Raw genomic sequence first — 12,267 nt, 5'->3', positions numbered from 1 at the left:
CCACGTTATCCGTCCGTCGAGATGGCGTCGGTGCAGTGGTAGGGCAGCTGCAGGCGTCCGTCGGCACCGGCCACGGCCTGGATGTTGATGACCGGGGCGCCGGAGTTGACCGTGCCGAAGATGGTGGCGAAGGCGACGTCGGCGGCATCGCGCCCGGTGCCAAAGCGCACGAAGCCCATCGGGATCGCGGTGCCTGAAGGGTCGAAGATGTACCAGCGGTCGCCGACGTAGGCCTCCACGTAGGCATGGAAGTCGGTCGGCCCGAGCGCGGGGTCGGCACCATAGTCGATGCCCGTGGCGAAGCGCGCCGGGATGTTGATGGCGCGGCACAACGCGATCATCAGGTGGGCAAAGTCGCGGCACACGCCCACCTGATCGAGCAGGGTGTCGATGGCGGAGGTGTTGGAGTCCGAGGTGTTGGACGTGAAGGTCGTGCGCTCCAGCACCCAGTCGCGGATGGCCTGCACGCGGCCGTAGCCCTGCCAGCGCTGGCCGAACTCGCGCATGGCCATGCGGTGCAGCCGGTCGGACTGGCAGTAGCGGCTCGGGTAGATATAGCCCAGCACCTCGGCGGGCAGCCGCGCGACGGGCACCTCGCCCACGTCACCCGGCGGGGCGAAGTGATGCATCAGGTCGACCGTGGCGCGGTAGGCCACCTTCAGCGGCCCGGCCTGGGCCTGCAGGCGCAGGTAGCGGTTGCGGGTGACCGGCTCCGTCTCGACGCGGGCCAGCAAGGGCTGGCTCAGCGTCAGCGACTCCGCCACCACCAGCTGGCGGGGGGTGCTGGCCGCGTGGATGTTGAAGATGAAATCACAGCCCGGGTCGGCAATGACGTAGTCGAGTTCAAGCGCGATCTCGAGGCGGATCATGTTTGGCACGCAGGAGTGCGACCTGCTGCCAGCAATGCGGATCCAGAACGGGACGTCATGAGGGGCTCCAAAGTAGCCCGACCTTACACCCCCCGGCCGGGCATACCTCTGTTGCCGGGAGGGGATAGGCGGTTGGACCCGCCGTGGGGCAGCTCAGTTCAAGCGCAGGCGGCTGCCTTGCGGCCCGTTTGCCACGACCCTGCCGATCTCCGCCGCCGCACCGAACCCATGGCGGCGAAACACGTCCAGCACGGCGTCAACCGCGCTGGCGTCGCAAGACACCAGCAGGCCGCCGCTGGTCTGGGGGTCGCTCAACAGCGCCTGATCGATGGCCGGGAAGCCCTGCGGCAGCTGCACGTCCGAGCCGTAGCCGGCCCAGTTGCGCCCCGAGGCGCCGGTGACCATGCCGCGCTCGGCGAGTTCGCGCACCTGCGCCAGCAAGGGCACCCGCGCCCAGTCGAGTTCGACACTGGCCTGGGCGCCGCGCGCCAGTTCCAGCGCATGGCCGGCCAAGCCAAAACCCGTCACATCGGTCATCGCGTGCACGCCCTCCAGCGCCGCCAAGTCCGGCCCCGGGGTGTTGAGCTGCGTCGTGGTGGCGATCATCTGCGCATAGCCGTCGGCTGAGAGCGATTCCTTCTTGAGGGCCGCCGACAGGATGCCCACGCCCAGCGGCTTGCCCAGCACGAGCCGGTCGCCGGGGCGTGCGTCCGCATTGCGCTTGACGCGCTGGGGGTGCACCACGCCCAGCGCGACCAGCCCGTAGATCGGCTCGACCGAATCGATGGTGTGGCCGCCTGCGATCGGGATGCCGGCGGCGGCGCAGACCGATTCACCGCCCGCCAGGATCCTGGCGATCACGTCGACCGGCAGCACGTTGATGGGCATGCCCACCAGGGCCAGCGCCATGATGGGTTTGCCACCCATGGCGTAGACGTCGCTGATGGCGTTGGTCGCCGCGATGCGACCGAAGTCGAAGGGGTCGTCGACGATGGGCATGAAGAAGTCGGTGGTGGCGATCAGCGCGATCTCGTCGGTCAGCTGGTAGACCGCCGCGTCGTCGGCGGTCTCTATGCCCACCAGCAGTTCCGGCGGCGCCGGAAAGTGGCGCGTGCTCTTCAGGATCTCGCTCAGCACGCCCGGGGCGATCTTGCAGCCGCAGCCGCCACCGTGGGATAGCGAGGTCAGGCGGGGCACGGAAGAGGAGGGGATCATGTTTCCAACCTAGGGCAGTGAAGCGATGCGACGGGCCAGGGCCTGGATGCCGGCATCCGACAGATCCTCGCATTGCAGGCGCTGGGCGTCGGGCAGGCCCGCCAGATGGCGGCCCTGCGAACGGGCATACAGAGGGTCGTAGTGCCGGGCCATCAGGGCTTCGAAGAGCGGCGGCAGGGCGCCTTCCAGCGCCCAGGCCTGCCACTCGGCCAGCACTTCCTTGGGCAGCAGTTCGCGCAGCGTGCCTAGCTTGTCGGCCAGGCCCTGCGGGTCGTCGCCCAGCCAGGCGTAGTCGCGCAGCAGGTAGTCGAGCCGCGCCTGGGCAGAGGCGTCGATCTCGACGACGGGGCTCTCGCGCAGGCGCTGCAGCAGCGGCTCCGGCACCGTGATGCGGCCGATGCGCCGGCTCTCCGCTTCGACCCAGACGCGCCGGCTCAGGTCCAGGCCGGCCAGGGCCTGCATCAACTGCGTCTCGAAACCCTTCTGCGACGGCTGCGGCCGGCCGGGCATGGCGCCCAGCACCGAACCCCGGTGGGCCGCCAGATCTTCGAGGTCGAGGACTTGCTCTCCTTGAGCGGCGAGCGCCTGCAGCACCCGCGTCTTGGCGCTGCCGGTGGGGCCGCACAGCACGCGCAGGTCGAGCCGCGGCGCCAGCAGCGCAATCTGCTCGATGACATGGGCGCGCCAGGCCTTGTAGCCGCCCTTGAGCTGCTGTGCATCCCAGCCCACCAGCCTCAGCCAGTTGACGAAGCTGCCGCTGCGCATGCCGCCGCGCCAGCAATAGACCAGCGGCCGCCATTCCCTGGGCTTGTCCCTGAACAACTGGTCCAGGTGGCTTGCGATGTTGCGCGCCACCATGGCCCCACCGATCTTGCGCGCCTCGAAGGCCGAGACCTGGACATAGGTGGTGCCGACGATGCGACGCTCCTCGTCATCCAGCACGGGGCAGTTGATGGCGCCGGGAATGTGGTCGAGGGCGTATTCGGCCGGCGAGCGCACGTCGATGAGGACGGTGAACTCGCCCAGGTCATTGACGGTGGTGGGCTTGTGACTCATTGCTGCTAGGTTAAGGCAACCCCACGCGGCCCCGGGGATTCAAGCGCGGCCAGAATCCGCGGCGCATCTCTCCAGAGGAAAACGGATGGCCTGGATCATTCTCGTCATCGCCGGCCTGTTCGAGGTCGGCTGGGCCATCGGCCTGAAATACACCGACGGCTTCACCAAGCCCTGGCCCAGCGTGGCAACGGCGGCCTGCATGGTGGCCAGCCTCTGGTTGCTGGGCATCGCGATGAAGTCGCTGCCAGTGGGCACGGCCTATGGCGTCTGGGTGGGCGTCGGTGCGGTCGGCACCGTGATCCTGGGCATCTTCCTGCTCGGCGAGCCGGCCAACCCGGCGCGGCTGTTCAGCATCGCACTGATCGTGGCCGGCATCGCCGGGCTCAAGCTGTCGTCGCCGGGCTAGTCAACGAAGAACTCGCCGCCCGCCGCGTGATACCTGCCGTGAAAGACCTGATGGCCGGGGCCGCGCTGGTGGGCCGCGGCTTGCGCCTCGGCGGCGTGCGCATGGATGCTGACGAAATCGCCGGGAAGCTCCTGCTTCACCCGCAGCACCATCCAGCCTGTGACCCAGCCGGTGTTTCCGGCGTCAGTTTGCAAGGGTTCCATGGTTTCTCCTCCAGTCAATGCCGCTTGAAGTACTGCACCTCGCGCTCGTGTTTTTCGGCCTGTTCGCGTGTGTCAAACGTGCCCAGGTTCCTGCGCTTGCCGGTCTGTGGATCGGGCTTGCGAGAGTAAAGGCGGTACTGGCCGCTGCCGAGCTTGCGAATCACGGTCGGCTCCTTGGTGGCGAAGGCCCAGTTTTCGCCGCGTTGCGGTTCTTGTGTGTAGGACGGCGCGAGAGCGTGCTGACCGAGCGCTCCCGCGGCTGTGGCATCAGCGCGGCAGCGGCTCGACGGCGGCCAGATGGCCCAGCTCGTCGCGCGCCCGCTCGCGGGCCTCGGCCAGGCGCGCGGTCAGCCAGCCGACGGCAAACCAGGCGGCAGGGTCGGCGGTCACCAGGGCCTGGTAGCGATCGCGCGCGACAACGAGGTCGTTGATCTCACCCAGTGCCTGCTGGGCCGCGGCCAGGGCCTGCAGATGACGGGTGGCGCGTTTGTGCGGCAGCAGCGGAGCGAAGAACTCGAGCGCATAGCGCTGGCGCTTGGCGTGCTTGCGCAGCGCATGCAGGGCCGTGGGCTCGAGCTCGTCGAAGCGGCGGCAGCCGTCCACCAGCCTCTTGTGCCAGCGGCGCAGCCGCTTGCGCGCCAGGCGCTGCAGCGCATCCTGCGGCTCGGCGAGGGGCTGAAGGCCGGCGCGCCACGAGATCCAGGCCAGCAGCTGGTGCTGCGTCTCGTCGCTGCGGATCAGCGCGGCGAGGTCGGGCGGGGCGCTGTCGGCGGGAAGGGACAGCGGCGGCGCGCCGGCCTGCTTGAGTTCGGCGACGACGCCGCTGCCCAGCACATCGCTGTCGCGCGCCTTGCCGAGTTCCGCGAACAGCCGGCGCAGGCCATCCACCAACTCGGCCGGTGGCTCGGCCACCCAGCCACGGAAGGCCCGCAGCGCGCTACGCAGGCGGCGGATGCCGACGCGGGCCTGGTGCACATGCTCGGCGCGCAGCTCGGGGGCGCCGTCGGTCAGGCCGATGAGATTGCGGCTGATGTGGGCCAGGCATTCATCGAACACCGCACCGAATGCGTCCAGTGCGCCCGCGTCCTGGTCGTAGCGCGGCGACTTGGCCTTGCGCAGCGGTGGATGGAGCGAACCGGCCACGAGGTGATGGCCTCGCTCGGCCTTGTTGCGCGGGTCGTAGACGAGGCCGAAGCGCCGCCGCCAACGCTCGACCAGCCCCAGCATTGCCACCGGCGAGCCCGACACCAGTTCGAACTCGATCTCGCGGAACTTCTGCACTGCGGTGCCGGCCGTCAGCCGGCCCTCGTCCAGCGCGATGTCGACGACAGCGCCGCGTGTGCGCACGCGGCGCATCAGGCGGCGCTGCTGGATCTGGAAGCGTTCCAGGGCATCCTGGCCCTCGGCCTTGGCCTGTGCCAGCAACTCGATCAATTGCTGGCCAGGCGCCGTCGCGGCATGGGCTTGCGGGTCGGGGCTGGCGTCGGGGCGAGTGACCTCGTGCTCGAAGCGCTCCAGCGCACCACCGCGCGCGGCCTTCAGCCCTTGCACCCAGCGCCGGCCTTCACGGCGCATGCGCCAAGCCAGCCCGGCGCGAGCGAGGCGCCGGTCGGGCGTGTCGAAATAGGCGTCGATCAGCGAGACGCGCCGCGCCGCGCCGCGTGCGCCAAGCTCGGCCGCCAGCGCCGCGCGGGACGACGCCGGCACGAGGAACTTCAGTTCGATCTCGATGTGCGCGGCGGTCAAGGCAGGGGCGTGTTCAGGCTCGATTGGCCGCCAGTGAGCGGTCCTGGTCGGCCTTGCGGTCGGCCGCCACCTTGATGGCATGCGGGCGCTCGCCGATCAGCTTGGCATAGGGCTTCCAGTCCACACCGCCGGCCTGCAGCAGGTCTTCGCCATAGATGATCTTGGTCGCCATGCCCACCAATGGCAGGCTGACCCAGCCGGCGCAGTCGGCCAGCGTGAAGCTGTCACCGGCCAGATAGGGGCCGAACCTGGCCAGGCGCTTGAAGGCGGCGATGTTCTCGGGCAGCACGCGGGCCACGCGCTTCTTGGTGCCGTCGCTGACCTCGCCGCCGAAGAAGGCCTCGGCATACAGCTCGCGCGCGACCAGCTCCAGGTGCAGCTCGACGTAGGTGATGAGCTCGCGCACCTTGGCCGCCTCGTAGGGATGGGCGGGGATCAGCCGGGGCGTCTCGGGATAGGCCGCCTCCAGGTATTCCACGATGGCCTGGCTTTCGCACAGCGGGCCATGCGGCGTCTTGATGAAAGGCACCTTGCCCAGCGGCGAGCAGCTCAGCACGTCCTCGGCATGGGAATGCGTCTTGATGTATTCCTCGCTGAAGGGGATGTCCTTTTCCAGCAGGGCCAGCTTGACCTTGTTGTAGTAGTTCGAGAGCGGGATGCCGCAGAGGGTGATCATGGGGAGGTCTCCTGGTGAATGCCGCAGTCTATGCAGAGCGGCGCTGCGGCTCTAGCGCGGTGGCGACAGCGGGAAGGGCTTGCTCAGCACTTCCCTATCGATTCACCAGCACGATGCCCACCGCCAACGCCGCCAGGGCCGCGACGAGGCGGGCGCTGATGCCCTCGCCCAGCAGCAGGGCGCCCGCCAGCAGGCCGAACAGCGGCGTGCTCAAGGTGAAGACGGACAGCTTGGTGGCCGCGTAATGGCGGATCAGCCAGAACCAGACCAGATAGCTGGCAAAGGTGACGATGATGGCCTGGAAGCCGAACAGACCCAACAGGCGCGGTGACCAGTGCAGGGGCAGGGGTTCGCCGGCGACCAGAGCCGCGGCGCACAGCGTCAGGGCTGAAACGCCGAGCTGGTAGAGCAGGGTCTTCTCGGCCGGCGCCGAACTCAGCTTGGTGGCGCGGATGGCCAGCGTCGTGCCGCCCCACAGCACGGCGGCCGCCACGCCGAGGGCGTCGCCCCACCATTGCATCGGCGTGCCCGGCGCCGAGAAGCCTTCCGCGAACGCGAAAGCCATGGCGCCGAAGGCCAGCACCAGACCCAGCCACTGCCGCGCCGACAGCGCCTCACCGCGCGCGATCCACGGCATGCCCAGGGCGACGACGAAGGGCGCCAGATAGATGAAGACCACCATGCGCGAGGCGCTGGTGTACTGCAAGCCGACAAAGATGCAGCCGAACTCGGCCGCAAACAGCAGGCCGGCCAGCAGGCCGCCGCCCAAGCTGCCGTCGCGCTCGAACAGGCGGATGCCGCGCGACATCGACCACAGCCACACCAGCAGGCCCGCCACGGCCGAGCGCAGCCCCGCCTGCCAGAGCGGCGAGATCTCGGTCAGTGCGGCCTTGGCGGCCACCTGGTTGATGCCCCACAGGAAGCAGCACAACAGCAGCAATGAAACGGCGCGGGGATCGAGATGGGTCTGGCGGCTGATCGGAGAGCTCATGGCCCCTATGCTGCCAGCATGTTCAAGGTGACCATCATTGGCGGGGGAATCATGGGCGCCGCCACGGCCTGCTTCCTGGCCCGCGACCATGGCGCGGCGGTGACCGTCGTCGAGCGCGATGCCTCCTATGCGCAGGCTTCCAGCTCGCTGTCGCTGAGTTCCATCCGCCAGCAGTTCTCGCAGCCCGTCAACATGGCCCTGTCCAGATGGAGCATCGACTTCCTGCGCCGCGCGGCGGACGAGCTGGCGACGGCGGACGACAGGCCCGCCATCGGCCTGGTCGAGCCGGGCTATCTGTATCTCGCGACCGGGGCAGGTGCCGCGACGCTGCGCGAGGTGCATGCGCTGCAGCGCGCCCAGAACGTGGATGTCGCGCTGCTGAGCCCGGCCGAGCTTGTTGCGCGCTTCCCCTGGCTGGCCGTCGACGACATCGCGCTCGGGTCGCTGGGCCTGAGTGGCGAGGGCTGGTTCGACGGCCCGGCTCTGCATCGTGCCTTCCGGCGCAAGGCCAAGGCCTGCGGTGTGCGCTTTGTCGAAGCGGAGGCGGTGGGCTTCGACGCCACTGGCGACCACGTCACCGCGGTGCGCTGCTCAGACGGCTCGCGTGTGGGTGGCGACGCCTTTGTCATCACGGCCGGCGCCTGGAGTGCGCCGCTGGGCGCGGCCCTCGGCTTCACGCTGCCGGTCAGCGCCAAGAAGCGCGATGTCTTCGTGCTGGAAACGCCGGCCACCTTGCCCGGCTGCCCCCTGGTCATCGACCCCAGCGGGTTTTGGTTCCGCACCGAAGGCTCATTGATCCTGGCCGGTGGCCCGCCGCGCGGGGACGACGCCGACGAAGCGCCGCTGCACGACATTGACCATGGCCTCTTCGATGAACTGTTGTGGCCGACGCTGGCCGCCCGCGTGCCGGCGCTCGAGGCGCTGCGCGTGCGCTCGGCCTGGGCCGGTTACTACGAGATGAACGCCTTCGACCACAACGGCCTGGCCGGCCGATTGCCGGGTTATGCGAATGCCTTCACGGCCTGCGGCTTCTCGGGTCACGGCATGCAGCAGTCGCCGGCGGTAGGCCATTCGATGGCCCGGCTGATCGCGGGCCTGGATGCGCCTTTGATCGATGCATTGACGCCGCAGCGGCTGCTGGACGGACGGCCTCTGATCGAGGCCAACGTCATCTAGCGCCGGGCTACCTGTTGCGCACGCGCTTCTTGGCGGGCGGCTGGGTCAGCACATAGCGCGTCGCCGTCAGCTTGTCCGACACCGCGCTGGTCTTGTTGTCCACATAGCCCCAGTTGCGCATGGCCAGGCGCACCTCGGTGTCCGACGGGCTGGCTTCCGGGCCCTTGGGGTGCACGACCCAGACCGTCTTGCAGATCATGTCGGCATGGAACTCCGCCATGCGCGGAAGTTCGGACGGGTTGCTCAGCACGGCCACCAGCATGCGCGCCTCGCGCAGATTGGTGGTGATGCCGCCGGCCAGGGCCTCGGCCAGGGCCGGGTCCAGCGTGCCGACGGTGGGCCCGATCAGCAGGGCGGGGTTGTCGGCGCTGACGCCGAGCTTGGCGGCCAGCGTGGGCGGCGGCGTCTGCAGCTTCTTCAACCACTTGCCGGCCTCCTTCTCGCCCAGCACCAGGGCCACGGCCTCTTCCCCGTTTTCGCCGGCTTCGAAGCGCAGCTCCTCGCCTTCGACGCGCAGGTTCTGCAGGGCGGCAATATCCCACTTGCGCTTGATGGCGCCGCGCAGCACGACGGTGGTGGATTCGAGCAGGGCCGCGACTTCTTCGGTCTCGGCGCCGACGCGGGCGATACAGCTGGCTTCACGTCCCATGGGGCGTCCTCAGGTTTTATTTGTCAGATCGGCGCATTGTCAGCCGCCAGGCCAGCGCGCCGGCGACAGCGCCCGTCAGGTGAGCAAACGGCGCCACGGGAAAGTCGAATCCCGGCGTGTCGCGCAGCACGGGGCCGAGCGGGTGTTCAAGGAAGAGTTTGCTGACGAGACCGAGCGCAATGCCGGCGCCAACCCAGCGTTCGCGACCCCCGCGCGTGAGCAAAGCCATCGCCGCGATGGCCGCCAGCGCGTGCAGTTCGCCGGACAGCCCGCCGTAGTGCAGCAACTCGGGGCGCAGCAGCAGGCCGAGTTGGGTCAGCGGCAGGGCGATCAGGGCGGCCAGGGCTTCGCTCGATCCCATCGTGGCACGCCAGCCGAGCAGGGCCAGGACGGCACAGCCGGCGAGATTGGCGCCCAGGTGAATAGGCGTCCAGTGAACAAAGGCGGCTGTGACAGCGCGCCAGGGCTGTGCGCCGGCCAGGGCTGGCTGCCAGTCCAGCGCCTCGCGCGGCAGCGGCCAGGCCAGCAGGGACAGCGCGGCCAGCGCCGCGCACAGCATCAGCCAAACACGGCTTGCCATAGCGCGCGCACGGCGTCCCGGTGCGCGGCCAGCGGGGCGGCGGCTTCGGCATCCAGCGCCGTGGACTGTTCGTCCAGCCTCGCCTTGTGCTGCACGCGACGCAGCTCGCGGTAGGCGTTGGCCGCTGCGACACCCACGCCGGCCGGCAGCAGACCGGCTGACTCCGCAATGCGCAGCAGCGCGATGTTGCCGAGGTCATCCTGCAACTGCGGGTGCGTCGCCGAATGCGCCAGCACCAGGAACTGCACGGCGAACTCGGCGTCCATCATGCCGCCCTCGCTGTGCTTGACGTCGAAGAGACCGTCTTTCACGGGCCGCGCCGCGCGCACCTTCTCGCGCATGGCCTGCACCTCGGTCTTCAGCGCCTGGGCGTCGCGCGGCGCCGTCAGCACCTGGCGGCGCACGCTCTCGCAGCGCTCGGCCAGCTCGGCATTGCCGGCACAAAAGCGCGCCCGCGTGATGGCCTGGTGTTCCCAGGTCCACGCCGTGTTGCTGCCCCGGCCGGTCTGGTAGGCCTCGAAGTGCGCCAGCGACGTGACCAGCAGCCCCGAATTGCCATTGGGCCGCAGGGCGGTGTCGATGTCGAACAACTCGCCGGCAGCGGTGCGCAGCGTCAGCCAGGTGATGAGGCGGCGCACGAAGGCACCGTAGATCTCGGCTGCGTTCTCGTCCTCGTCGTCGAAGACGAAGACGACGTCCAGGTCGCCGCCATAGCCCAGCTCCTTGCCACCCAGCTTGCCATAGGCAATAACGGCCAGGCGCGGCTGCGGGCGATGCGCCTTGCCAAAACGCGCCCAGGCCCAGGTAATGGCGATCTGCAGCACCGCGTCGGCCAGCAGCGACAGATCGTCGGCCACCTGCTCGACCGTGATGCGGCCCTCGACGTCGCGCACCAGCGTGCGAAAGACTTCCGCATGGTGGGCGCGGCGCAGCGTGTCCAGCAGGGCCTCTTCGTCGGCCTCGCCGCTGCGCTCCCAGCCCTGCTCGCGCTCCAGCAGGTCGGTGATGAAGGCCTCGCGGTCGAAGCGGGCGGTCAGCAGCAGCGGGTCGGCGAGTTCGTCGATGACGCCGGGGTGCTGCATCAGGTAGCGCATGGGCCAGCGCGCCAGGCCCAGCAGGCGCAGCAGGCGTTGCTGCACGGCCGGGCGCTCGACGAGCAGGGCCAGGTAACTCTCGCGGCGCAGCAGCGGGCCGACCCAGTCGACAAAGCGCAGCGCCGCGTCCAGCGAGCATTCATCGGCCGCCACAGCTTGCGCCGCGCGGTGGAAGAGCTTGGCCAGGCGCTGGCGCGACTCCTCGCGCAGGCCCTGCACGCGCGGCGTGTCGGCCAGGGCACGCACGGCCGTGGCCAGCTCCGGCGGCAGGCCGGCCAGGAAGTCCTCGCCATCGACGGCGGGCTTGGGCCCGCCGCACTGGCCGCCCTTGCAGCCGCCCTTGGGCTTGCCGCCTTCGTGCAGCAGCGCGTCGAACTCGGTCGCGACCAGCTCGCGCACCTCGCCGAGCTGCTCGAACAATTCGCAGGCCTCACGTGAACACTTCAAGCCCAGCGACGCGGCAATCCACGCCAGGTCGGCGTCGCCCTGCGGCAGGCAATGCGTCTGCTGGTCGTCCAGGAACTGAATGCGGTGCTCGACGCGGCGCAGGAAGACATAGGCCTCGCTGAGTTTGTGCGCCGTCTCGGCCTTCATCAGCCCGCCGGCGGCCAGCTGGGCCAGCGCCTTGACGGTGGAGCGGGTGCGGATCTCCGGGAACTGGCCGCCGCGCACCACCTGCAGCAGCTGCACGATGAACTCGATCTCGCGGATGCCGCCGCGCGACAGCTTGACGTCGTTGGCGCGCTCGGGCCGGCCGGCCGCGCGGGCCTTGGCCTCGCTGCGGATCTTGCCGTGCAGCTGGCGCAGGCCTTCGAAGACGCCGTAGTCCAGGTAGCGGCGGTAGACAAAGGGCGTGACGAGGTTGCGCAACTGCAGGGTGCGGGCGTCGCCCGGCGCGCCCATGCCGCTCAGCGGCGCGACGACGCGGCTCTTCAGCCAGGCAAAACGCTCCCACTCGCGGCCCTGCACGAGGAAGTACTCCTCCAGCATGCCCAGGCTGACGACCGGCGGGCCGCTCTTGCCGTTGGGGCGCAGCGCCAGGTCGACGCGAAAGACCTGGCCGTCGTCGGTGACGTCGCCGATCAGCGTGTAGAGCCGTTTGGCCACGCTGGAGAAGTATTCGTGGGCACTGACCGGCCTTGAACCTTGCGTCTGGCCGTCGTCTTCGTAAACGTAGATGAGGTCGATGTCGGACGAGACATTCAGCTCGCGGGCGCCGAGCTTGCCCATGCCCAGCACCCAGAAGGCGATGTCGCCGCCCTCCGCGGTGCGCGGCTCGCCGTGGATTGCATCCAGCTCGGTGCGCGCGTCGGCCAGCGCCTTGTCCAGCGTCACCTCGGCCAGGTGCGTCATGGCCAGCGTGACATCCTCCACGGTGGCGCCCTGTTCGATGTCCAGCACTGCCAGGCGCTCCAGCACCAGGTGGCGGGCCACGCGCAGGCTGCTGGCCAGCGACCGGTTCGTGGCCAAAGTCTCGATCAGCGCAGCAATGACGCCCCGGTCGGGCAGGCCCGGTTGCAACAGTGGCAACTCCGCCGCATATCGGCGGCGAACCCGCTGCACATAGCGGCTGTGCTCAGCAAGAACGGGAAACAGTGCGCTCATG

13 protein-coding genes are annotated in these 12,267 nt (G+C 69.4%); 2 read left to right on the top strand and 11 right to left on the bottom strand.

Annotated elements, in window-relative coordinates; genetic code table 11:
- Window positions 1-5 precede the first annotated feature (5 nt).
- The 3 genes from AC1DW0_RS22400 to mnmH all read right to left on the bottom strand — a co-directional run bounded on the left by AC1DW0_RS22400 (window position 6) and on the right by mnmH (window position 3,140).
- Window positions 6-869, bottom strand: a complete 864-nt coding sequence (locus tag AC1DW0_RS22400; RefSeq protein WP_457350747.1) for a transglutaminase-like domain-containing protein — start codon at window positions 867-869, stop codon at window positions 6-8.
- Window positions 870-1,022: 153 nt separating this feature from the next.
- Window positions 1,023-2,084 carry a selenide, water dikinase SelD gene (gene selD, locus AC1DW0_RS22395; RefSeq protein WP_457350745.1) on the bottom strand — a complete coding sequence of 354 codons (1,062 nt, stop codon included), beginning with the start codon at window positions 2,082-2,084 and terminating at the stop codon, window positions 1,023-1,025.
- A gap of 9 nt (window positions 2,085-2,093) precedes the next feature.
- Window positions 2,094-3,140 (bottom strand): tRNA 2-selenouridine(34) synthase MnmH, encoded by a 1,047-nt coding sequence (gene mnmH / locus AC1DW0_RS22390; protein WP_457350743.1) that lies wholly within the window; start codon window positions 3,138-3,140, stop codon window positions 2,094-2,096.
- 85 nt (window positions 3,141-3,225) lie between these two features.
- On the opposite strand from mnmH, the gene sugE reads away from it, so the two are divergent.
- Window positions 3,226-3,546 carry a quaternary ammonium compound efflux SMR transporter SugE gene (gene sugE / locus AC1DW0_RS22385; RefSeq protein WP_056199860.1) on the top strand — a complete coding sequence of 107 codons (321 nt, stop codon included), beginning with the start codon at window positions 3,226-3,228 and terminating at the stop codon, window positions 3,544-3,546.
- Here the strand turns inward: sugE and AC1DW0_RS22380 are convergent.
- The 5 genes from AC1DW0_RS22380 to AC1DW0_RS22360 all read right to left on the bottom strand — a co-directional run bounded on the left by AC1DW0_RS22380 (window position 3,543) and on the right by AC1DW0_RS22360 (window position 7,162).
- A complete protein-coding gene (locus tag AC1DW0_RS22380; protein ID WP_056199857.1) occupies window positions 3,543-3,749 on the bottom strand; it encodes a hypothetical protein in 207 nt (68 codons plus the stop codon). The genes sugE and AC1DW0_RS22380 overlap by 4 nt on opposite strands.
- A gap of 14 nt (window positions 3,750-3,763) precedes the next feature.
- Complete coding sequence (locus tag AC1DW0_RS22375; RefSeq protein WP_157256336.1) at window positions 3,764-3,913, bottom strand: hypothetical protein; 150 nt, start codon at window positions 3,911-3,913, stop codon at window positions 3,764-3,766.
- A gap of 103 nt (window positions 3,914-4,016) precedes the next feature.
- Window positions 4,017-5,495: a CYTH and CHAD domain-containing protein gene (locus tag AC1DW0_RS22370; protein ID WP_457350742.1), complete on the bottom strand. Its 1,479-nt coding sequence runs from the start codon at window positions 5,493-5,495 to the stop codon at window positions 4,017-4,019.
- Between the two features lie 13 nt (window positions 5,496-5,508).
- Window positions 5,509-6,171, bottom strand: coding sequence for a glutathione S-transferase (locus AC1DW0_RS22365; protein WP_056199851.1), 663 nt, complete (start codon window positions 6,169-6,171; stop codon window positions 5,509-5,511).
- 94 nt (window positions 6,172-6,265) lie between these two features.
- Entirely contained in the window at window positions 6,266-7,162 is an 897-nt protein-coding gene (locus AC1DW0_RS22360) for a DMT family transporter (protein ID WP_056199848.1), read from the bottom strand.
- 18 nt (window positions 7,163-7,180) lie between these two features.
- Between AC1DW0_RS22360 and AC1DW0_RS22355 the strand changes: the two genes are divergently transcribed.
- Window positions 7,181-8,338, top strand: a complete 1,158-nt coding sequence (locus tag AC1DW0_RS22355) for an NAD(P)/FAD-dependent oxidoreductase (RefSeq protein WP_477948097.1) — start codon at window positions 7,181-7,183, stop codon at window positions 8,336-8,338.
- Window positions 8,339-8,345: 7 nt separating this feature from the next.
- Here AC1DW0_RS22355 and AC1DW0_RS22350 read toward each other — a convergent pair whose 3' ends face one another.
- Genes AC1DW0_RS22350 through glnE form a run of 3 tightly spaced genes read right to left on the bottom strand, consistent with a single transcriptional unit; the run spans window position 8,346 to window position 12,266 of the window.
- Window positions 8,346-8,987: a hypothetical protein gene (locus AC1DW0_RS22350; RefSeq protein ID WP_477948095.1), complete on the bottom strand. Its 642-nt coding sequence runs from the start codon at window positions 8,985-8,987 to the stop codon at window positions 8,346-8,348.
- Between the two features lie 16 nt (window positions 8,988-9,003).
- Window positions 9,004-9,567 (bottom strand): rhombosortase, encoded by a 564-nt coding sequence (rrtA, locus tag AC1DW0_RS22345; RefSeq protein WP_477948093.1) that lies wholly within the window; start codon window positions 9,565-9,567, stop codon window positions 9,004-9,006.
- Complete coding sequence (gene glnE, locus AC1DW0_RS22340; RefSeq protein ID WP_477948091.1) at window positions 9,546-12,266, bottom strand: bifunctional [glutamate--ammonia ligase]-adenylyl-L-tyrosine phosphorylase/[glutamate--ammonia-ligase] adenylyltransferase; 2,721 nt, start codon at window positions 12,264-12,266, stop codon at window positions 9,546-9,548. Before glnE ends, rrtA begins: the two co-directional genes overlap by 22 nt.
- Window position 12,267 lies beyond the last annotated feature (1 nt).

The sequence above is a fragment of the Roseateles sp. P4_D2 genome, assembly GCF_056401875.1.
This window is presented reverse-complemented; position numbering and strand designations above follow the sequence as displayed.

What these genes read in the sequence shown, in the direction of transcription:
- sugE (WP_056199860.1), top strand. Translation starts at nt 3,226, where the DNA reads ATGGCCTGGATCATTCTCGTCATCGCCGGCCTGTTCGAGGTCGGCTGG.
- AC1DW0_RS22365 (WP_056199851.1), bottom strand. Translation starts at nt 6,171, where the DNA reads ATGATCACCCTCTGCGGCATCCCGCTCTCGAACTACTACAACAAGGTC.
- AC1DW0_RS22360 (WP_056199848.1), bottom strand. Translation starts at nt 7,162, where the DNA reads ATGAGCTCTCCGATCAGCCGCCAGACCCATCTCGATCCCCGCGCCGTT.
- AC1DW0_RS22355 (WP_477948097.1), top strand. Translation starts at nt 7,181, where the DNA reads ATGTTCAAGGTGACCATCATTGGCGGGGGAATCATGGGCGCCGCCACG.
- AC1DW0_RS22400 (WP_457350747.1), bottom strand. Translation starts at nt 869, where the DNA reads ATGATCCGCCTCGAGATCGCGCTTGAACTCGACTACGTCATTGCCGAC.
- rrtA (WP_477948093.1), bottom strand. Translation starts at nt 9,567, where the DNA reads ATGGCAAGCCGTGTTTGGCTGATGCTGTGCGCGGCGCTGGCCGCGCTG.
- selD (WP_457350745.1), bottom strand. Translation starts at nt 2,084, where the DNA reads ATGATCCCCTCCTCTTCCGTGCCCCGCCTGACCTCGCTATCCCACGGT.
- AC1DW0_RS22380 (WP_056199857.1), bottom strand. Translation starts at nt 3,749, where the DNA reads ATGGAACCCTTGCAAACTGACGCCGGAAACACCGGCTGGGTCACAGGC.
- mnmH (WP_457350743.1), bottom strand. Translation starts at nt 3,140, where the DNA reads ATGAGTCACAAGCCCACCACCGTCAATGACCTGGGCGAGTTCACCGTC.
- glnE (WP_477948091.1), bottom strand. Translation starts at nt 12,266, where the DNA reads ATGAGCGCACTGTTTCCCGTTCTTGCTGAGCACAGCCGCTATGTGCAG.
- AC1DW0_RS22350 (WP_477948095.1), bottom strand. Translation starts at nt 8,987, where the DNA reads ATGGGACGTGAAGCCAGCTGTATCGCCCGCGTCGGCGCCGAGACCGAA.